The organism is Streptomyces sp. NPDC053541, assembly GCF_044544705.1.
Lineage (GTDB): Bacteria > Actinomycetota > Actinomycetes > Streptomycetales > Streptomycetaceae > Streptomyces.
Map to the genome: position 1 here is coordinate 368,253 of NZ_JBITXM010000009.1, position 20,311 is coordinate 388,563.

General features: G+C 74.1%; 14 protein-coding genes. 8 read left to right on the top strand and 6 right to left on the bottom strand.

Features of this window, described 5'->3' with window-relative positions:
* Positions 1–22 precede the first annotated feature (22 nt).
* Positions 23–1,129 carry a mechanosensitive ion channel family protein gene (locus ACIGW2_RS24375; protein ID WP_399845820.1) on the bottom strand — a complete coding sequence of 369 codons (1,107 nt, stop codon included), beginning with the start codon at positions 1,127–1,129 and terminating at the stop codon, positions 23–25.
* Between the two features lie 227 nt (positions 1,130–1,356).
* Between ACIGW2_RS24375 and ACIGW2_RS24380 the strand changes: the two genes are divergently transcribed.
* Positions 1,357–1,923 (top strand): HNH endonuclease, encoded by a 567-nt coding sequence (locus ACIGW2_RS24380; protein WP_356074992.1) that lies wholly within the window; start codon positions 1,357–1,359, stop codon positions 1,921–1,923.
* Between the two features lie 41 nt (positions 1,924–1,964).
* Here the strand turns inward: ACIGW2_RS24380 and ACIGW2_RS24385 are convergent, their stop codons facing one another.
* On the bottom strand, positions 1,965–5,066 hold the full coding sequence (locus tag ACIGW2_RS24385) for a beta-N-acetylglucosaminidase domain-containing protein (RefSeq protein WP_399845822.1): 3,102 nt from the start codon (positions 5,064–5,066) through the stop codon (positions 1,965–1,967).
* 253 nt (positions 5,067–5,319) lie between these two features.
* Here ACIGW2_RS24385 and ACIGW2_RS24390 point away from each other — a divergent pair, with 253 nt between their 5' ends.
* The 3 genes from ACIGW2_RS24390 to ACIGW2_RS24400 are packed head-to-tail and all read left to right on the top strand — an operon-like array spanning position 5,320 to position 8,022.
* Complete coding sequence (locus tag ACIGW2_RS24390) at positions 5,320–5,541, top strand: hypothetical protein (protein WP_391656500.1); 222 nt, start codon at positions 5,320–5,322, stop codon at positions 5,539–5,541.
* Between the two features lies 1 nt (position 5,542).
* Positions 5,543–7,771 (top strand): 4-alpha-glucanotransferase, encoded by a 2,229-nt coding sequence (gene malQ / locus ACIGW2_RS24395; RefSeq protein WP_399845826.1) that lies wholly within the window; start codon positions 5,543–5,545, stop codon positions 7,769–7,771.
* A 20-nt stretch (positions 7,772–7,791) separates the two neighbouring features.
* Positions 7,792–8,022, top strand: a complete 231-nt coding sequence (locus tag ACIGW2_RS24400; protein WP_356072918.1) for a hypothetical protein — start codon at positions 7,792–7,794, stop codon at positions 8,020–8,022.
* 155 nt (positions 8,023–8,177) lie between these two features.
* On the opposite strand, the gene ACIGW2_RS24405 is transcribed toward ACIGW2_RS24400, so the two are convergent.
* A complete protein-coding gene (locus ACIGW2_RS24405) occupies positions 8,178–8,675 on the bottom strand; it encodes a MarR family winged helix-turn-helix transcriptional regulator (RefSeq protein WP_391656498.1) in 498 nt (165 codons plus the stop codon).
* Positions 8,676–8,810: 135 nt separating this feature from the next.
* On the opposite strand from ACIGW2_RS24405, the gene ACIGW2_RS24410 reads away from it, so the two are divergent.
* From ACIGW2_RS24410 to alc, 4 genes are read left to right on the top strand one after another with little or no spacing between them, the layout of a single operon-like run.
* Positions 8,811–9,755 (top strand): EamA family transporter, encoded by a 945-nt coding sequence (locus ACIGW2_RS24410; RefSeq protein WP_391656497.1) that lies wholly within the window; start codon positions 8,811–8,813, stop codon positions 9,753–9,755.
* Positions 9,756–9,760: 5 nt separating this feature from the next.
* Positions 9,761–10,747, top strand: coding sequence for a DMT family transporter (locus tag ACIGW2_RS24415; RefSeq protein ID WP_391656496.1), 987 nt, complete (start codon positions 9,761–9,763; stop codon positions 10,745–10,747).
* A gap of 10 nt (positions 10,748–10,757) precedes the next feature.
* Positions 10,758–11,699: a LysR family transcriptional regulator gene (locus ACIGW2_RS24420; RefSeq protein WP_361585143.1), complete on the top strand. Its 942-nt coding sequence runs from the start codon at positions 10,758–10,760 to the stop codon at positions 11,697–11,699.
* A 60-nt stretch (positions 11,700–11,759) separates the two neighbouring features.
* Positions 11,760–12,890: an allantoicase gene (gene alc / locus ACIGW2_RS24425; protein ID WP_399845832.1), complete on the top strand. Its 1,131-nt coding sequence runs from the start codon at positions 11,760–11,762 to the stop codon at positions 12,888–12,890.
* 90 nt (positions 12,891–12,980) lie between these two features.
* Here the strand turns inward: alc and pepN are convergent, their stop codons facing one another.
* The 3 genes from pepN to ACIGW2_RS24440 all read right to left on the bottom strand — a co-directional run bounded on the left by pepN (position 12,981) and on the right by ACIGW2_RS24440 (position 20,244).
* Entirely contained in the window at positions 12,981–15,557 is a 2,577-nt protein-coding gene (gene pepN / locus ACIGW2_RS24430) for an aminopeptidase N (protein ID WP_391656493.1), read from the bottom strand.
* A 141-nt stretch (positions 15,558–15,698) separates the two neighbouring features.
* Complete coding sequence (locus tag ACIGW2_RS24435; RefSeq protein WP_361585155.1) at positions 15,699–16,715, bottom strand: aspartate-semialdehyde dehydrogenase; 1,017 nt, start codon at positions 16,713–16,715, stop codon at positions 15,699–15,701.
* 199 nt (positions 16,716–16,914) lie between these two features.
* On the bottom strand, positions 16,915–20,244 hold the full coding sequence (locus tag ACIGW2_RS24440) for a S8 family serine peptidase (protein ID WP_399845836.1): 3,330 nt from the start codon (positions 20,242–20,244) through the stop codon (positions 16,915–16,917).
* Positions 20,245–20,311 lie beyond the last annotated feature (67 nt).

Below are 20,311 nucleotides of genomic sequence, written 5' to 3' on the forward strand. Positions count from 1 at the left end.
GTTTCCCGTGTCGCCGCAGCGGCTACTTGTTCAGGTCCGGCTTCGGCAGCGGGGTGGCCGCCGCGGACTGCGGGGAGGAGGGGGAGGCGAAGGCCGAGGGGGCGGAGATCGCGGCGGTGGGGTCGGCCTGCTTGGGCTCGTCGGACTGCGGGGGGATGCCGCCGACGATGCGGATGCCCGCCTCGTCCAGGGCGCGCTTGATGCGCCAGCGGAGCTCGCGCTCGACGCCCAGCTTCTTGCCCGGCATCGTCTTCGCCGAGACGCGGACGGTCATGGAGTCGAGCAGGACCTCGGTGAGGCCGAGGATCTCCACCGGGCCCCAGAGGCGCTCGTTCCAGGGCTCTTCCTTGGACATGGCCTCGGCCGCCTCGGTGATCACCGCGCTGACCCGGTCCAGGTCCTCGGTGGGGCGGACGGTGACGTCGACGGCGGCGGTGGCCCAGCCCTGGCTGAGGTTGCCGATGCGCTTGATCTCGCCGTTGCGGACGTACCAGATCTCCCCGTCCACACCGCGCAGCTTGGTGACCCGCAGGCCCACCTCGACGACCTCGCCGGAGGCGACGCCCGCGTCGACGGAGTCGCCGACGCCGTACTGGTCCTCCAGGATCATGAAGACGCCGGACAGGAAGTCCGTGACCAGGTTGCGCGCGCCGAAACCGATCGCGACACCGGCCACACCCGCCGAGGCGAGCAGCGGTGCCAGGTCGATCTTGAAGGCGCCGAGGATCATCAGGCCGGCCGTGCCCAGGATCAGGAACGAGGCCACCGAGCGCAGCACCGAGCCGATCGCCTCCGAGCGCTGCCGGCGGCGCTCGGCGTTGACGAGGAGGCCGCCGAGGGCCGTGCCCTCCACCGCCTGGGCCGAGCGGTTCATGCGGTCTATCAGCTTGGTCAGCGCCTTGCGGACCAGCATGCGCAGGGTGAGCGCGACGACCAGGATGAGGACGATCTTCAGGCCGGTGTTCAGCCAGGTGGACCAGTTCTGCTCCACCCAGCCCGCGGCGTCCGTCGCCTTCTCCGCCGCCTCGTCCAGCGTCACCGGAACGTTCGTCGGATCGTCGGCGGCACGCGGGGCGGACCAGGACAGGGGCGGCACGGGAGGACCTCCAGGCAGGCGTTCGCAGTTCATCCACAGTAGCGGCGGCGGGATGATGCCCCCGTCGCCCCGCACGCACGCGTGCACACGGAAAGACGGTCCACGTGCGGGGGAAGACTCCCGCCGGGCGCCGGATGTGGTCGAGAACACCCCCGCACCGTGACGCACACGTGGTGGCGCACCGGCCCGCTGTGAGGAGAGACTGAGAGCAGTTTCGTCCCGGCGCGAGCCACGCGCCGCCGGCGTCATAGGAGGCATCCGTGCCGCATGTCCTGGTCCTCAACGCGTCGTACGAGCCGCTCGGCGTCGTACCGCTCCGCCGCGCGCTCGTCCTCGTCCTGGAGGGCAAGGCGACCTGCCTGGAGGAGTCCGGCGCCTTCCTGCACAGCGAGAGCCGTGTCGTCGCCGCGCCCAGTGTGGTGCGGCTCAAACGGTTCGTGCGGGTCCCCTACCGGGGGCCCGTTCCCTTGACCCGACGAGCCCTGTTCGCCCGCGACGGCGGACGCTGCGTGTACTGCGGTGGCGTCGCAACCAGCGTCGACCACGTCGTGCCGCGCAGCCGCGGGGGAACGCACGCCTGGGACAACGTCGTGGCGGCCTGCCGCCGCTGCAACCACGTCAAGGCCGACCGGCACCTGCGCGAGCTGGGCTGGCGGCTGCACCACCAGCCGGCGCCGCCGACCGGACTGGCCTGGCGGATCATCGGCACCGGCCACCGCGACCCGCGTTGGCTGCCGTACCTCCAGCCCTACGGCGCCGACGACGTCCTGGCCCGGATCGACTCCGTCGCCACCGCCTCACCTCAGGAGGCCGTGACGACGGGTTGAGCCGGGCCTTTCGCGTACCGGAGCGCACAAGGCCCCGGGGCTCACGGGGAGCCGGGCGGCGGCGGGTCCGCCGGCTCCCCCTGCGGCGTGCCCGGACCGCCGCCCGGACCGTCAGGGCCGCCCGCGGGTGCCTCCGCCACCGCGTACGTCTCCACCGCCCACAGCGAGTAGCCGTACTCCGTCGCCCGCGAATCCCCCTGGACCCGCAGGAAGCGGGTGCCGGCCGCGTCCATCCGCACCGACTCCCGGCCGCCCCGGCCGTCCCGCACGGTCGCCGCGGTGCGCCAGACCCGCCCGTCGGAGGAGACCTGCACGCGGTAGCGGGAGGCGTGCGCGTCCTGCCAGTGCAGCACCACCTGGCCTATCCGGGCCGGCTCGGCCAGCTCGACCTGCCACCAGGCCCCGTCCTCCACCGGCGAGGACCAGCGGGTCTCCGGATCGCCGTCGTTGGCCAGCGCGGCCGGGAAGTCCGGCGTCTCGTCGCCGGAGGACGAGGCCGTGCCCGTACGGGCCAGGTCGGGGCCCCCGGTGCGCGGGAAGGCCCGCACGGTGAGGACCTGTCGCTGGCCGTCGAAGGAGACGGGCACCTCGTACGACCCGGAGGGCACGTCCGGCGCCACCGACACCTCCAGCGGCACGGTCGCGGTGGTGCCGCGCGGCACCACGGCCTGCGCCGGCAGCCGCACGGTGATGCCCCGGGGTGCCGCGGCGGTCAGCGGCCCGCGCACCTCGGCCGCCCGCCGCCCCTCCAGGGTGACGTCCACCCGCTGGGCGGGGCCGCCGATCTCGGCGTCGGTCTCGGTACGGGACAGGGCGAGGCCGGCCCGCGGCCCGTCGGCGAACCACGGCACCAGCGAGTGCACCCGCGGCGCCGCGCCCGGGCCGGTCCACACGACCCGCAGCGCCTCGGCCCGCAGTCCCTTCAGATCGGCCTGGGTCCAGCCGGACGCGGCCAGCGGCCCGATCCGCCGCCAGCCCTCGCCCGGCACGTACGCCTCCAGGAAGCCCGCCCCCGCGCCGCCCGCGGCCACCGGGTCGGTCATCACGGTCAGCGTCTCCACCGGCCGCGAACGGTCGAGCCGGACGGTGTACGTGTCCGGTGCCGCGCCCCCGGGGCCCGCACCGCGCTCCCGGTCCGGGTCGCCGCCCGGCGCGGTCCCCGCGGCCCGCTCGCCGCGCGGCGCCCGGTCGGCGCCGGTCCAGGCCGCGGACTCGGCGGCGGCCCGGTCGAGGAAGGCGTCCAGGACGCCCTTGCCGACCGTCACCCGGCCCGTCCCGGCCCCGGCGCGCAGTCCGGCCCGCCGCTCCTCCAGGTCCAGCTGGGCCCGCCAGGCCCCGGCGCCGTCGCCGCGCGCCTGGGCGAGCAGCATGTCGACGGCGCTCTCGCCGGCGGCACCGTAGCGGGAGAGCCGCTCCAGCCACGGCGCGGCCTCGGTGCCCAGGGCGCCGTCGGCGGTGCCCCGCAGGCGCGCGGGCGCCTCGCGCATCACGGTGAACGCGGCGCGCAGCTCGCGCCCCGCCTTCTCCCGTACCGCCGGGTCGTGCTGTGCCCGGGCGGCCCAGAAGGCGGCGGCGAGCGGCTTGAGGTAGGCGGACTCGGCGTCCGGGGCGAGGATCGAGGAGGCGCCGTTCCCGGCGAGCGCGCCGAGCGCCTCGCGGGCGGCCGGGTCGGGGCCGGCCAGCTCGTCGACGGCGGCCCGCCAGGACTCCCGCGGGCGGTAGCCCTTGGGGTTCCAGGCGAAGTCGGCGGCGGTGAACAGCGGCACCCGGGAGGCGGCGGCCTGCTCCATCGCGTTGGCCAGGAAACCGGCCGAACCGGCGGCGACGGCGGGCTCGCGGCCGGTCGCCGGGCCGAGGAAGAGCCGGTCCTGCGCATAGTCGTTGACCGGGTAGTTGTCCATGGTGACCAGCGGGTGGCGCAGCGCGTCCCGGGCGCCGGCGAGCTCCCGGCCGGTGATGGTGCGCGGCACGGCCCCGACGCCGGTCCAGGCCACCTCGACGTGCCGGTCCAGGGCGCCGGCGAGCGCGGTCCGGTAGGCGGTGGCGCCGTCCTGGTAGTACTCGGTCGGCATCAGGGACAGCGGGGCCGCGCCCGGGTGGCGCCGGGCCAGGTGCGCGGCGACGGCGTTCGCCACGCGCGCGTGGGCGCGGGCGGCGGCCTCCGGACCGCTGCCGAAGGCGTCGGCGTCCGCGTCGCAGCTCCACTCGCTGTAGCTGACGTCCTGGAACTGCAGCTGGAAGGCGCGCACCCCGAGCGCCCACATGCCGTCCAGCTTCCGCGTGAGCGCGGCGACGTCGGCGTCCGAGGACAGGCACATGGCCTGGGCGGGCGCGACGGCCCAGGCGAGGGTCACGTGGTTCGCGGCGGCGCGGGCGGCCAGCTCGCGGAAGGCGGCGCGCTCGGCCGCCGGGTAGGGCTCGCGCCACAGCGCCCGGCGGTAGGGGTCGTCCCCGGGCGCGTACAGATAGCGGTTCTGCTTGGTGCGGCCCATGAAGTCGATCTGGGCGAGGCGTTCGGCGGGCGTCCACGGCTCCCCGTAGAAGCCCTCGGTGAGACCGCGCACGGCGGTGGCCGGCCAGTCGCGGACCACGACGCCGGGCACGGTGCCCCGGCCGCCGAGGAGCTGACGGAGGGTCTGCACGGCGTGGAACAGGCCGTCCTCGCCGGCGCCGTCCAGGACGAGGACGTCGCGGCCCTGGAGCCGGCCGGTGGCGAGCCGGTAGCCGCCGTCCGGCAGGTCGCCCCGCTCGGGCACCTTCAGGGCGCGCAGCGCCGCGTCCGTCTCCACTCCGTCGCCGAACCGGATCAGCGGCCCGCGGCCGGGCAGCGCCTCGTGCACGGTGCGCACCCCGGCGGCCCGCAGCACCCCGCGCAGCGCCTCGGCGGCGTACGGATCGGCCTCGGGCGCGACCAGCAGCGTCACCTCGGCGCCGAGCGGCACGGCCGGCCCGGCCGGGGCGATCGACTGGGGCCGGGGCCAGACCGGGGGCACGGCGGACGGGGACGGACGGTCCGGGGCGGTCACGGGGGAGGGGGCGCCGGGGGCGGCGTGGGCGACGCCGGGCAGGGCGCCGCCGAGGAGTCCGCCGATGACCGCCGCGGCGACGGCGGTGGCCGTGCGCTTCCTGCGTCCCAGGGACACCCGGGGCTCCTCTCCGCCCGAAGATCCGGTACGTCGGCCGGGACCGACGACCCCGACCGATGGTCACGATTGGATGACGAGCCCACCACCCGGGCCGACGGAGTGTCAATGCGACAGGGCGATCTGTCGGCTTTGCCCGGCCGGGTTTCGGCGAGGTGGCACGCTTTCGCCACATCCCGCCGGTAAAACGGGAATCGGTGGGTAGGGCTCCCTCTGCTGTCTTACCTGTCGAGACGAACCACCGGGAGATCCCGTGACCGCGACCGACCACGCCTGCAAACGGATACGCATTCCGAGGCAGGGTGCGCCGTTCACCGCCGAACCGCCGGCCGGCGAGCCCCCGCTGACCAGCGAACCGCCGCTCGCCGGCGCCGCGCCGCTCACCAGCGAACCGCCCCTCATCGAGGCCGCCCCCCTGACCAGCGAACCCACCGCCCGCGCCGCCGCGGGCGGTTCGGAGTCCCCCGGAGTGTGACGTGACCCTGGCCCGTCTCGCCGCCCTGCACGGCGTCGCCACCGAGTACGCCCCGTCCGAGGGCGTCACGGTCCCCGTGTCCGAGGCCACCGTGGTGGCGGTGCTCCGCGCCCTGGGGGTGGACGCCTCGGGCCCCGAGGCGCTCGCCGCGGCCCTGGCGGCGGCGGAACGGACCGCCGGGGAACGGCTGCTGCCGCCCACCCTGGTCCTCTGGGAGGAGGACGACGGGGCCGGCGCCGGGGCCCCGGGGGCGGACCAGACGGCCCCCGGGGCGGACCACGCGGCCCGCGCGGAAGGCGCCCGGCGCGGGTTCCGGCCGCCCCGCGGGCTGCCGCCCGGCACCCGGCTCACCGTCACCACCGAGACCGGCCGGACCGTCACCGGCGCCGACTGGCGCGCCCTGCCCACCGGAGTGCACCGGGTGCTCGCCGAGGCCCCGGACGGGCGCCGCTCGGCGAGCACCCTGATCGTGGCCCCCGCGCGCGTGCCCGCGCCCGTCCCGGGGGAGGACGGCCGCGCCTTCGGGCTGCTGGTGCAGCTCTACTCCCTGCTGTCCTCCCGCTCCTGGGGCATGGGCGACCTCGGCGACCTCGCGGAGCTCGCCGACTGGGCGGGCCGCACCCACCGCGCCGGCTTCGTGCAGGTCAACCCGCTGCACGCGGCGGTGCCCGGGGCGCCCACCGACCCCTCCCCTTACCGCCCGTCCTCCCGCCGCTTCCCCGACCCGGTGCACCTGCGGATCGAGGCCGTCCCGGAGTACGCGCACGTGGACCCGGCCCACCGCGAGGAGCTCGACCGGATCCTCGCCGACGCCGCCGAACTGCGCGAGAGCGTGCTCGGCAAGGGCGCCCTGATCGACCGGGACGCGGTGTGGGAGGTCAAGCGGCGCGCCCTGGAGCTGGTGCACGCCGTGGAGCTCGCGCCCGGCCGGCGCGCCGACTACCGCGACTTCCTGGCCGAGCGGGGCCGCGCCCTGGAGGACCACGCGACCTACCAGGCGCTCGCCGAGCGGCACGGCCACCACTGGCGCCACTGGCCCGAGGAACTGCGCGACCCGGACGGGGCCGCGGCGGCGGTCCGGGCGGACGCCGCGCTCGCCGCCCGGGTCGACTTCCACTGCCGGCTCGCCTGGCTGACGGACCGGCAGCTCGCCGACGCGGCCGCCACCGCGCGGCGCGCCGGGATGCCGGTCGGGATCGTCCACGACCTGGCCGTCGGCGTGCACCCGGACGGCTCCGACGCCTGGGCGCAGCAGGACGTGTTCGCGGCCGGGATGTCGGTCGGCGCGCCGCCCGACGCCTTCAACTCCCGCGGCCAGGACTGGGGCCTGCCGCCCTGGCGCCCGGACGCGCTCGCCGCCGCGGGCTACGCCCCGTACCGCGGCCTGCTGCGCGAACTGCTGCGGCACGCGGGCGCGCTGCGGATCGACCACGTCATGGGCCTGTTCCGGCTCTGGTGGGTGCCGGAGGGCCGCGAGCCGACCGAGGGCACCTATGTGCGCTACGACGCCGAGGCGATGCTCGCGGTGCTGGTCCTGGAGGCCCACCGGGCGGGCGCCTCGGTGATCGGCGAGGACCTGGGCACGGTGGAGCCGGGGGTGCGCGAGGCGCTGGCCCGGCGCGGGGTGCTCGGCACCTCGGTGCTGTGGTTCGAGCGGGACTGGGCGGGCGGCGGGCGCCCGCTCGGGCCGGAGGAGTGGCGGGCGGACTGCGTGGCCACCGCCACCACCCACGACCTGCCGTCCACCGCCGCGCGCCTGTCCGGCGCGCACGTGACGCTCCGCCACCGGCTCGGGCTGCTCGCCGGGGACGGGGGAGAGGCGGACCTGGCGCGCGAGCGGGCCCGGGACGCGGCGGAGACCACGGAGTGGCTGGGCCTGCTCCAGCGGCTCGGCCTGCTGCCGGAGGGGCCGGGCGACGAGGCGGCCGAGGTGCGGGCCTTCCACCGCTTCCTCGCGGCCACCCCGGCGCGGCTGGTTGGTGTGTGGCTGCCGGACGCGGTGGGGGACCGGCGGCCGCAGAACCTGCCGGGCACCTGGGACCAGTACCCCAACTGGCGGCTGCCGGTGGCGGGCCCGGACGGGCAGCCGATGTCCCTGGAGGAGCTGGCCGCCTCGCCCCGCGCGCACGAGCTCCTGAGGGTGGTCTCGGAAGCCGTCGGGACGGGCGGACCGGCGCGCCGAGGGGGCGTGCGCGCCCGTACGGCACCCCCGGGCGCGCGGCCCGTTTAGGTGTTCGCTACTTTTGCACCGTGGACAAGAAGAACGCCCTGCGCGCCGGCGCCGTCGCGGCCGGTACGACGCTGATGATGCTGCTCATGTCGTCCCCCGCGCTCGCGCTGACCCGCGACGACGGTGACGACCCGGCTCCCAAGCTGGAGGTCATCGAGACCCTCGGTCTGTACGTGGCCGCGCCGATCGTGCTGTTCCTGGTCATCGCCGGCCTGGTGATGGTCCTCGACAAGTCCCGGAAGAAGGCCTGAGCCCGGCGGGCTCGCGCCTCGACCCCAGAGCGTCACGAGGGCGCCGTATGGTACGCGGGTACCGTACGGCGCCCTCGCGCGTCCCCGGACGCCCCTGAAGTCCTCGTGCGCGCCCCATTGCCCCTGGCGCCCCCTCTGTGCGCGCTCGGCGCGGCTCAGGCGGTCGTGGCGAGCAGCTTCCGCAGCAGCCGGGCCAGTTGCTCCGCCTCCTCGGGGGTGAGCGCGGCCTCCAGGGCGGCCCGCTGCTGGGCGAGGCCCGCGCCGACGGCCTGGTCGACCAGCTCCCGGCCCTCCTCGGTGAGGGTGACCCGCAGTCCGCGCCGGTCGTTCGGATCGGGGCTGCGGGTGATCAGCCCGGCCCGCTCCAGCTTGTCCAGGCGGCCAGTCATCCCGCCCGTGGTGATCATGAGCGTGGCGGTCAGCTCGCGCGGCGAGAGCGTGTACGGCTCGCCGGAGCGGCGCAGCGTGGCGAGCACGTCGAACTCGCCGAGCGCCATGCCCCCGTACGGCTTGTACGCCTTGTCCACCTTTCCCCGCATGGCGAGCGCGAGCCGGTAGATCCGGCCGAAGACGGCCATCGGCAGCGTCTCCAGGTCCGGACGGACGGCCGCCCACTGGTCGGTGATGGCGTCGACGGCGTCGTGATTCTCCATGGCGGCAGTCTCCCTCGCTCCTGAGCGGCTGGCAAGTAACTCACTTCCAAGTCACTTTTCACTAAGTCTCTTGCGCGTAAGTAGCTTAGTGCTAAGTTAATTACCGCTGAGCCACTCGCAGAGGGGGGAACCGTCATGTCCCGCAAGGCCGCCACCGTCGCCCTGACCGCCCTGGCCCCGATCTCCTGGGGGTCGACCTACTTCGTCACCACCGAGTTCCTGCCGCCCGACCGGCCGCTGTTCACGGGGCTCATGCGGGCCCTGCCCGCCGGACTGCTGCTCCTCTCCCTCACCCGCAAGCTCCCGCGGGGCGCGTGGTGGTGGAAGTCGGCCGTCCTCGGCGCCCTCAACATCGGGGCCTTCTTCCCGCTCCTCTTCCTCGCCGCCTACCGCCTGCCCGGCGGCGTCGCCGCCGTCGTCGCCTCGGCCGGGCCGCTCTTCGTCGTCGGACTCGCCGCCCTGCTGCTCGGCGACCGGCCCACCGTCCGCGGGCTGCTCACCGCCATCGCCGCCGCCTTCGGCGTGAGTCTGGTGGTCCTGAAGGCGGGAGCCGCCTTCGACACCGTCGGCGTGGTCGCCGGACTGCTCTCCTCGCTGTCGATGTCCGCCGGCACCGTCCTCACCAAGCGCTGGGGCCGCCCCGAGGGCGTCGGCGCCCTCGCCCTGACCGGCTGGCAGCTGACCTCCGGCGGACTGGTCCTGCTCCCCGTCGCCCTGCTGATCGAGGGCGCCCCGCCGGCCCTCTCCGGCGTCAACCTGGCCGGCTACGCCTACCTCGCCTTCGGGAACACCGCGATCTCCTACTTCCTCTGGTTCCGCGGCATCGAGCGGCTCAGCGCCTCCTCGGTCACCCTGCTCGGCCCGCTCTCGCCGATCACCGCCGCCGTCATCGGCTGGGCCGCCCTCGGCCAGGCGCTCGGCCCGGTCCAGCTGCTCGGCATGGTCATCGCCTTCGGCGCCACCCTCGCCGGCCAGCTCCAGCCGCGGACCCGCGCGACCAAGGCCGAATCGTTCAGCTCCGCTGAAAAGAAGGGTCAGGAAGTTTCGATGGACCTGGAGAGTGCGGCGGTGCGACGGTAGCGCCCATGAGCCCCGTCGCCGCCGAGAACGCCAGCCCCGAGAGCCCCGCCACCGCCGACAGCCCCGCCGCCGGGACCACCACCGCCGAGACCGCCACCGCCGAGAGGCCGGCCCCCGTGAGCACCAGCCGGGGCGCCGGCCTCGGCGTGCTCCTGGCCCTGCTCGCCACCGTCGTCTGGTCCGGCAGCTTCGTCGCCACCCGCGACCTGGCCGACTCCGTCCCGCCCGTCCAGGCCGTCTTCTGGCGCTGGATCATCGCGCTGCTCGCCGTCGCCCCCTTCGCCGCCCGACCCCTGTGGCGGCAGCGCGCCCTGATCCGGCGTCACCTCGGCCACGTGGCCCTCGCCTCCCTCTTCGGCGTCGCCCTCTACAACACCCTGGTCCACCAGGCCGGGCTCACCACCTCCGCCGGCAACATGGGCATGATCATGGCCGCCTCGCCGGTGATCATGGCGGGCTACGCCCGGCTCGGCGGCGAACGGCTCGGCGCCCGCCGCGTCCTCGGCACCCTGATCGCCGTCCTCGGCGTGCTGCTGCTGGTCGGCAAGGGCTCGCCGACCCTCGACCCCGGCGCCGGCGACCTGTGGATGTTCGCCGCGGCGCTGTCCTTCGCCACGTACAGCGCCCTGCTCAAGCGCAGGCCCGCGGAGCTCGACGGACTCGCCTTCCTGCTCACCACCTTCGTGCTCGGCGCGCTGATGCTCGCCCCCGCCTACGCGGTGTCCCTCGCCGTCCAGGGCGGCTTCCCGGTCACCGCCGGCACCGTCGGCCCGCTGCTCTACGTCGGCGTGTGCTCCTCCGCCGTCGCCTTCTTCTGCTGGAACCGCGCCGTCTCCCTCATCGGCGCCGCCCGCGCCGGCGTCGTCTACTACCTCCAGCCGGTCTGCGTCGCCCTGCTCGCCGCCCTGCTGCTCGGCGAGCGGCTCGGCGCGGTCGGCGCCGGGTGCATGGTGCTGATCCTCGGCGGGGTGGCGATGAGTTCGGCCCGGTAGGTTGCGGCCCATGACCGAGTGGGACATCAAGAAGCTCCAGATCCTCCGCACCCTGCGCGACCGCGGCACCGTCACCGCCGCCGCGGAGACCCTCCTGATGACCCCCTCCGCCGTCTCCCAGCAGCTCACCAACCTCTCCCGCCAGCTCGGCGTCCGGCTCCTGGAGGCGCAGGGCCGGCGGGTCCGGCTCACCGACGCCGCCCACCTGGTGCTGCGGCACGCCGAGGCCGTCTTCGCCCAGCTGGAGCGGGCCGAGGCCGACCTCGACGCCTATCTCAGCGGCGAGGCCGGCCGGATCCGGGTCGCCGCCTTCTCCACCGCCGTCCCCGCCCTCGTCGTCCCCGCCGTCCAGGCGCTGCGCCCCGCCCACCCCGGGCTCGACGTCCGGGTCCGCGAGGCCGAGGCGGCGGAGGCGTACGAACTGCTCACCGCCGGCCAGGTCGACCTGGCGCTCTCCCTCGCCGCCCACGCGCCGACCGCCCGCGACCCGAAGTTCAGCCGGGTCCCGCTGCTCGCCGACCCGCTCGACGTGGCCCTGCCCGCCGGGCATCCGCTCGCCGACGCGGCCGGACTGCGGCTCGCCGACCTGTCCGCCGAGCCCTGGATCTTCGGCGGCTCCGGGCCCTGGTCCGAGATCACCACCGCGGCCTGCGAGGCCGCCGGCTTCGTGCCCGAGCAGGCGCACAGCGCCGCCGGCTGGACCGCGATCCTCGCCCTGGTCGAGGCCGGGATGGGCGTCGCCCTGGTGCCCCGGATGGCCGCGGCCGAGCGCCGCACCGGCTCCGGGGTCGTCATGCGGGTGCTCTCCGCCGACCAGCCGCGCCGCCACGTCGTCGCGGCCGTGCGGCGCGGCTCCGAAGAGCGCCCGGCGGTGGCCCGGGTCCTCGCCGCGCTGCGGCAGGCCGCGGTCCAGCGCGAGACGGCGCACCGCGAGACCGTTCAGCCCGGCTGAAAAGACCCGTCGAAAACATTCGATGGACCCGGTGCCCCGGTCGGCGGCAGAGTCGGGCACATGAGCCTCGACGCGAACGACCCGAGCCAGGACCCGCACGCCAACGACGCCGCCCCCTACGCGGGCGGCGACCCGTACGCCGACTACCGCACCGGCGACTTCCCCTTCACCGAGCTCGTCGACCTGGCCGACCGGCGCCTCGGCGCCGGCGTCGTCGCCGCCAACGACGAGTTCTTCGCCGAGCGGGAGAACCTGCTGGTCCGCGAGCGCGCCGTGTTCGACCCCGAGCACTTCGGCCACAAGGGCAAGATCATGGACGGCTGGGAGACCCGGCGCCGCCGCGGCGCCGACGCCGGCCACCCGTTCCCGGCGCCCGAGGACCACGACTGGGCGATCGTCCGCCTCGGCGCCCCCGGCGTCATCCGCGGCATCGTCGTCGACACCGCCCACTTCCGCGGCAACTACCCGCAGAAGGTCAGCGTCCAGGCCACCGCCGTCGAGGGCACGCCCAGCCCCGAGGAGCTCCTGGAAGCGAAGTGGGAGGAGCTCGTGCCGCCCACCCCGGTCCGCGGCCACGCCGCCAACGGCTTCGAGATCACCGCCGAGCGCCGCTACACCCACCTGCGCCTGTGCCAGCACCCCGACGGCGGCATCGCCCGGCTGCGGGTGCACGGCGAGGTCGTCCCGGACCCCGAGTGGCTGGACCTGCTCGGCACCCTCGACCTGATCTCGGTGCTCAACGGCGGCGCCTACGAGGACGCCTCCGACAGGTTCTACTCCTCGCCCACCCAGATCATCCTGCCCGGCACCTCGCGCAAGATGGACGACGGCTGGGAGAACCGCCGCCGCCGGGTCCGCGGCACCAACGACTGGGTGCGCTTCCGGCTCGCCGCCCAGGGCGCCGTCCGCGCCGTCGAGATCGACACCGCCTACCTCAAGGGCAACTCGGCCGGCTGGATCTCCCTCCAGGGCCGCAACGGCGACACCGGCGAGTGGTTCGAGATCATCCCCCGCACCCGCCTCCAGCCCGACACCCTCCACCGTTTCCCGCTCGCCGCCCGGGCCGTGGTCACCCACGTCCGCCTGGACGCCTTCCCGGACGGCGGCATCGCCCGCATGCGCCTCCACGGCACCCTCACGGACGAGGGCGCGGCCGCCCTGCGCGCGCGGTACGCCCGCCTGACGAACTGACCACCGAGGGACGCGCGGCAACGGCCGCGGACAGGACGAGGGGCCCCGACCGACCGACATCGGTCCGGGGCCCCTCACTCATGCGGCGGGTCAGGCCGCGGCCGCGTCCGCGGCCTGCGCCTTCAGGGCGCGCTCGACGCCCGCACGGCACTCGGTCACCAGGCGGCGCAGGGCCGGGGCCGGGTCGTTGGCCTCGATCCACGCGTCCGTGGCGTCCAGGGTGGCCTGCGAGATCTGGAGGGTCGGGTAGAGGCCGACCACGATCTGCTGGATCATCTCGTGGCTGCGGGTCTCGGAGACGCCCTTGATCGAGGCGAAGTACTTCTCCGTGTACGGGGCGAGCAGCTCGCGCTGGTCGGCCTGCACGAAGCCGCCGATCACCGCCTCCTGGACCGCGTTCGCCAGCGTGTCCGCCTCCACGACCGAGGCCCAGGCCTCGGCCTTGGCGGCCTCGGTCGGCCGGGCCGCGCGGGCCGTGGCGGCGTGCCGCTCGCCCGCCGCCGTCCGGTCCCGCTCCAGCTCGGCCGCGATCTCGGCCTCGTCGAAGCGGCCGGTCGCCGCGAGCCGCTGCACGAACGCCCAGCGCAGCTCGGCGTCCACCGCCAGGCCCTCGATGGTCTCGGTGCCGTCGAGCAGCGCCGCGAGCAGGTCGAGCTCGGCGTCCTCGCGGGCGGTCGCCGCGAAGGCCCGCGCCCAGGCCAGCTGGTGGTCGCTGCCCGGGGCCGCCGCGCGCAGCTGCTCCTGGGCGGCCGCGCCCCAGCGGGCCAGGCCCTCGGCGCGCCACTCCGGCGCCGCGTACAGGTCGAGGGCCACCTTCACCTGGCCCTGCAGCGACTGCACGACGCCGATGTCGGTCTCCTTGGTGATGCCGGAGAGCACCAGGTCCAGGTAGTCGCGGGTGGCGAGCTCGCCGTCCCGGGTCATGTCCCAGGCGGAGGCCCAGCACAGCGCCCGCGGCAGCGACTCGGTGAAGTCGCCGAGGTGCGCGGTGACGTTCTTCAGGGACACCTCGTCGAGGCGGACCTTGGCGTACGACAGGTCGTCGTCGTTCAGCAGGACGACGGCCGGGCGCTGCTTGCCGGCGAGCTGCGGCACCGCGGTCAGCTCGGCCGCGTCGATGTCCAGCTCCAGGCGCTCGGTGCGCACCAGCTTGCCGGCCGCGTCGAGGTCGTAGAGGCCGATCGCGATCCGGTGCGGGCGCAGCACGGCCTCGCCCTTGGCGCCGGCGGGCAGCGCCGGGGCCTCCTGGCGGACGGCGAAGGAGGTGATCGCGCCGTTCTCGTCGGTCTCGATCTCGGGGCGCAGGATGTTGATGCCCGCGGTCTCCAGCCACGCCTTCGACCAGGCCTTCAGGTCGCGGCCCGAGGTCTCCTCCAGGGCGCCGAGCAGGTCGGTGAGGCGGGTGTTGCCGAAGGCGTGGCGCTTGAAGTAGGCCTGCACGCCGGTGAAGAACTCGTCCTGGCCGACGTACGCCACCAGCTGCTTCAGGACGGAGGCGCCCTTGGCGTAGGTGATGCCGTCGAAGTTGACGAGCACGTCCTCCAGGTCGTTGATGTCCGCCATGATCGGGTGGGTGGACGGCAGCTGGTCCTGGCGGTAGGCCCAGGTCTTCTCCGCGTTGGCGAAGGTGGTCCAGGCGTTGGGCCAGCGGGTGCCCTCGACGGAGGCCTGGCAGGCGACCGAGGTGTAGGTGGCGAACGACTCGTTCAGCCACAGGTCGTTCCACCACTCCATGGTGACCAGGTCGCCGAACCACATGTGGGCCAGCTCGTGGAGGATGGTCTCGGCGCGCCGCTCGTAGGCCGCGTCCGTCACCTTGGAGCGGAAGACGTACTGGTCGCGGATGGTGACCGCGCCCGCGTTCTCCATAGCGCCGGCGTTGAACTCCGGCACGAAGAGCTGGTCGTACTTGGCGAACGGGTAGGCGTAGTCGAACTTCTCCTGGAACCAGGTGAAGCCCTGCCGGGTCACGTCGAAGATGTGCTCCGCGTCGAGGAACTCGGCGAGCGACGGACGGCAGTAGATGCCGAGCGGCACGACCTGGCCGTCGGGGCCCTCGTAGGAGGAGTGCACCGAGTGGTACGGGCCGACGATCAGCGCGGTGATGTACGTGGAGATGCGCGGGGTGGGCTCGAAGGCCCACACGCCGTCCTTCGGCTCCGGGGTGGGGGAGTTGGAGATCACGCTCCAGCCCTCGGGCGCCTTCACGGTGAACTGGAAGGTGGCCTTCAGGTCGGGCTGCTCGAAGGAGGCGAAGACGCGGCGGGCGTCCGGCACCTCGAACTGGGTGTAGAGGTACGCCTGCCCGTCGACCGGGTCGACGAAGCGGTGCAGACCCTCGCCCGTGTTGGTGTACGCGCAGTCGGCGACGACCTTCAGCTCGTTGCGGCCCTGCCGGAGCCCGGGCAGCGCGATGCGGGAGTCCCGGAAGACCTCGGCCGGGTCGAGGGCGGTCCCGTTGAGCACGACCTCGTGCACGGTCGGTGCGACGAGGTCGATGAAGGTGTCCGCGTTCTCCGCGGCGGAATCGAAGCGGACGGTGGTGACGGACCGGTAGGTGCCGCCCTCCTGCGCACCGGTGAGGTCGAGGTCGACCTCGTACGCGTCCACGGACAGCAGCTTCGCCCGCTGCTGGGCCTCTTCACGGGTCAGGTTCGTACCAGGCACCCGGTCAACTCCTCGGTTTCGTGACGTTTGGGCCATCCTTCCACGGGGCGTGCGGGCGGCGCACGGCACATTTCCCAGGGCGAACAAGAAGGAACGGCGGCCACCGTCACCGGTGACCGCCGTTCCTCCGTACGGGGCGGATCAGCCCTGCAGTTCCTTCGCGACGAGCTCCGCGATCTGCACCGCGTTGAGCGCGGCGCCCTTGCGCAGGTTGTCGTTGGAGAGGAAGAGCGCGAGGCCGTGCTCGACGGTCTCGTCGACCCGGATGCGGCCCACGTAGGAGGCGTCCTTGCCGGCGGCCTGGAGCGGGGTCGGGATCTCGGAGAGCTCGACGCCCTCGGCGTCCTTCAGCAGCTCGTAGGCGCGCTCGACGCTGATCGGACGCTCGAAGCGGGCGTTGACCTGGAGCGAGTGGCCGGAGAAGACCGGGACGCGCACGCAGGTGCCGGAGACCTTCAGCTCGGGGATCTCCAGGATCTTGCGGGACTCGTTGCGGAGCTTCTGCTCCTCGTCGGTCTCGAAGGAGCCGTCGTCGACGATCGCGCCGGCCAGCGGCAGCACGTTGAAGGCGATCGGGCGCTTGTAGACGCCGGGCTCCGGGTAGTCGACGGCCTCGCCGTCGTGGGTGAGCTCGGTGGCGCGCTCGGCGACGGCCTTGACCTGGCCGTCCAGCTCGGCGACGCCGGCCAGGCCGGAGCCGGAGACGGCCTGGTAGGTGGTGGCGACGAGGGCGGTGAGGCCGGCCTCCTGGTGGAGCGGCTTGAGCACCGGCATGGCGGCCATGGTGGTGCAGTTCGGGTTGGCGATGATGCCCTTGGGGCGGTCCTTGATCGCGTGCGGGTTGACCTCGGAGACCACCAGGGGCACCTCGGGGTCGCGGCGCCAGGCGGAGGAGTTGTCGATCACCACGGCGCCCTGGGAGGCGACCTTCTCGGCGAGGGCCTTGGAGGTGGCGCCGCCGGCCGAGAAGAGGACGATGTCCAGGCCGGTGTAGTCGGCGGTGGCCGCGTCCTCGACCGTGACGCCGTCCAGGACCGTGCCGGCGGAGCGGGCGGAGGCGAAGAGCCGCAGCTCGTCCACCGGGAAGTTCCGCTCGGCCAGAATCCTGCGCATGACTGTGCCGACCTGACCGGTGGCTCCGACGATTCCGACCTTCACGGGGACTCCTCCGTACGTGTGTGCAGGTGCTGCGGTTCCATGATGCGTATGTCCCCGGGCACCTTGTCCAATCCATTGTCCGAGGGCCGGACAGATCACGGGACGGTCACGCGCCCGGGGACCGCGAAGACGGGAAAGGGGCGGGCGCCGGTTCCGGCGTCCGCCCCCCTCGCTGGTGCTTCCGGGTGGTGCTCCGGGGTTACGGGGTGACCGTCTCGATCACCACGCTGCCGGTGCCCGCGGCGGTGCCGCGCGCGTTGAGCAGCTGCACCTCGCCGAAGAACTGCCGGCCCTCGGGCGCGGCGGCGTTCACGACGACCTCGGCGGAGACGTCCGCCGTGCCGCCGTTGGCGAGCTGGACCGGCTTCGACTCGTCGACCTTCACGCTGCCGAGTGCGGACGAGTAGTACACGTCCTTGTAGTCGTAGGCGGTGCCGCCGGCCGCCTGCACGGAGTAGCCGTCGATGACGACGGTGTACGTGCCGGGGGCGGGCTTGAGCAGGGTCACGGCCTCCTCGGAGTCGCCGTCGGCGGACTGGCCGACCTGCTTGCCGTCGAGCAGGACCGTGAGGTCGAGGTCGGCGGCCAGGTCGGAGGTGTTGCCGATGGCGATGTCGAGGCGCTCCACGCCCTCACCGATGGTGACGGTGCGGGTCTGCTGCTCGTGGTGCTGGATGGTGGGGCGCTCGGACTTCTGCGAGCCGAGCGGGCCGCCCTTGAGGCGTCCGTCGATCGCGGCGAAGCCGTTGCTCACCTTCCACCGCACGGCGGCCGGGGTGCCGATCTTCGCCTCGGCGACCTTCTGGACGGCCGGGTCGAAGTCGGCGCCCAGGACGGACGCGTTCAGGGTGAACGGGTTGTCCAGGTCGGGCGAGGTGCGGCGGGACTCGACGATGATCTCCCACACGCCCGGGACCGGGTTGGCGTAGGAGCGCACGTCCGGGCGGCAGGTGTTCGCCGGGTTGTAGTGCGGGTAGCACTGGTTGGTCGCGTTGTCCTCCAGGGCCACGCCGTACGGGTGCTGGGTGATGAACCGGGTCTGGCTCTTCTCCTTCAGCCCGCTGATGGCGACCTCGAGGGTCTTGGCGCCCTTCGGCACGGTCACGAAGTACGACTTGTGGCTGTTGCGCTGCACGGTGCCGGAGGCGGTGAAGCCGAAGCCGGGCGCGACCAGGTCGGCGGAGACGATCGAGGTGGCGAGGATCTGCTTGTCGACGCCCTCGGTGCGCTCGTCGTCGGCCTCCAGGATCACGCTGTGCACGCCGGCGGTGCGCGGGCGGGCCTCCAGCTTGACCGTGACCGGCTTGTTCAGCGGCAGGTCGACCTCGTCGTCGCCGAGGATCCGGAAGGCGCCGTCGTTGTACTTGAGGTCCAGCTCGTGCTCGATCGCCCGGTCCGGGCCGCTGGTGCGCGTGATCGTGACGTCGTAGACCTTCTTCTGGCCGACCTTGAGGCCGCCCTCGCGGTCGTACACGCCGGTGCCGGTGTGCGGGGCCGGGAAGATCGCGGTGTCGACCGGGGCCTCGACCTTGTAGTCGTGGGCGGTGGCACCGTCCTGGATGGACTCCCAGGCCTCCTCGATGTCGATGAGGCCGGCGCCCTGCTCGTGGGCCGCGACGCCCGGGATGCGCTGGGCGGTCGAGGTGAGCGCGGTGCGCAGGGTCAGCGGGGACAGCGCGAGGCGCTTCTGCTTGGCGGCCGAGATCAGCAGCGCGCTCGCGCCCGCCGCCTGCGGCGAGGACATCGAGGTGCCGTTGAGCATGCCGTAGCCCGCGGGCAGGGTGTAGCCGGCCTCGGCCACGCCCTGGCCGGCCAGCCAGGTCGGGATGGAGTTCACGGCCGAGCCGGGGGCGGTGATGGTCGGCGTGAAGCCGCCGTCCTCACGCGGGCCGCGCGAGGAGAACGGGAACATCGCGTACTTCTTCTCGACGGCCGAGCCGTAGTTGGCGGCCCAGGTCGACTGGGAGACGGCCGCGCCGACCGAGAGGACCTTGTCGGCCAGGCCGGGGTCGCCGATGGTGTTGATGCCCGGGCCCTCGTTGCCGGCCGAGATGACCAGCTGCACGCCGTACTCGTCGATGAGCCGGGTGTAGAGGCGGGCGCGCACGTTGTCGCCGTCGTTCTGCAGCGGCAGGCCGCCGATGGACATGTTGACGATGTCGACGCCGCGGTGGGCGACGAGGTCGATCATGCCCTCGGTGAGCGCGGTGTTGGTGCAGCCGCCGGTCCAGGTGCAGGCGCGGGCGGAGACCAGCTTCGCGCCGGGCGCGGCGCCGTTCATGCGGCCGCCGAAGAGGCCGTTGGCGGCGGTGATGCCGGCGACGTGGGTGCCGTGCGCGGACTCGACGAGACCGATGTTGACGAAGTCGCGCTTCTGGCCGACCCAGGTGCCGCCCAGCGGGTCCATCGGCACGTCCTTGCGGATCTGCACGACGAACGGGGTCTTCTCGACGACCTCGGTGGCCGGGTTGTCGGTGCCGAAGTACCCGACCTGGTTGCCGTCCTTGTACGGCTTCATCGGCGCGTTGTCCGTGAAGTCGCCGTTCTGGTCGGAGTCGACCCGGACGGTGCCGGCGGCGGCGTCGTAGAGCAGGCCGAAGACGTCGGTGGTGTCGCCGTCCCGGTTGATGTCGCCCTTGGGGTCGCCGCCCGCGGTGACCGACTCGCGGAACACGCTGAAGCTGTAGGAGCCCTCGGGGGCCTTCCAGCTCTGGCTGCTCGCGGTGAAGACCGGGCCGGTGACCGGGGTGACCTGGGCGCGCCAGGTGCCGTCGCCCTCGGTGAGCGGGTCGGTGGCGGTGACCCAGTCGACGATCTTGCGCTCGCCGGTGGTGGTCTTCTGCAGGGCCGGGTGGCCGAGGTCGACGCCGGAGTCGAGGATGCCGATGGTCACGCCGCGGCCGTCGGCCTTGGGGTGCTCCTTGACGAAGTCGACCGCGCCCGTCTCGTACGAGGGGTTGTACGGGTTCTTCGCCGGGGTGTCCTTGCCCGGGGCCGGGTAGGTCCGGGTGACCGTGGTGCCGTCGACGGCGCCCGTGGTGCCCGCGTCCGGGGTCGGGTCGTCGAGCTCGATCTCCGCCTGGAGGTCGACCGACTGGACCGAGGAGAGCTTGGTGGCGGCCTTGATGGCCGCGTCGGCCTTCGCGGTCGGCAGGGTGGCGCGGACGTAGCCGAGCCGGTCGTCCTGCCGGCCGACGGAGGCGCCGGGGACGGCGTCGAGCTGGCTCGCGACCTGCTCGGTGGCGCCGGGGGCGGTGGCGACGAGCACGGTGACGTTCGGCCGGTGCGCGGCCTCGGCCTCGTCGAGCCGCTGGGCGTCGGTGACGCCGAGCTTGTCGCCCGGTGCGGCGGTCTTCGCCGGCGAGGTCGCCGGGGTGCCGGCCGCCGGGTCGGTGACGGCCAGGACGGGGGCGGCGCCGCTCGCGATCAGCGCGGTCACCAGGCCGGCGGCGGCGGCGATGCGGGCCGCGCGTCTGGTCCCGGGAGTCGAGCGCCCGGGTATGGAGCTCTGCGAATCGGGGGTGGTCATTTACATCCCTGTGATGAAAGAAAGGGGTCCGGATTTCGGTACCGGATGACCGCTCAGCCTTTCGCAC

Coding starts and splice junctions, on each gene's coding strand:
- ACIGW2_RS24415 (WP_391656496.1), top strand. CDS start 9,761: ATGAGCCCCGTCGCCGCCGAGAACGCCAGCCCCGAGAGCCCCGCCACC.
- ACIGW2_RS24405 (WP_391656498.1), bottom strand. CDS start 8,675: ATGGAGAATCACGACGCCGTCGACGCCATCACCGACCAGTGGGCGGCC.
- ACIGW2_RS24410 (WP_391656497.1), top strand. CDS start 8,811: ATGTCCCGCAAGGCCGCCACCGTCGCCCTGACCGCCCTGGCCCCGATC.
- alc (WP_399845832.1), top strand. CDS start 11,760: ATGAGCCTCGACGCGAACGACCCGAGCCAGGACCCGCACGCCAACGAC.
- ACIGW2_RS24440 (WP_399845836.1), bottom strand. CDS start 20,244: ATGACCACCCCCGATTCGCAGAGCTCCATACCCGGGCGCTCGACTCCC.
- ACIGW2_RS24420 (WP_361585143.1), top strand. CDS start 10,758: ATGACCGAGTGGGACATCAAGAAGCTCCAGATCCTCCGCACCCTGCGC.
- ACIGW2_RS24375 (WP_399845820.1), bottom strand. CDS start 1,129: ATGAACTGCGAACGCCTGCCTGGAGGTCCTCCCGTGCCGCCCCTGTCC.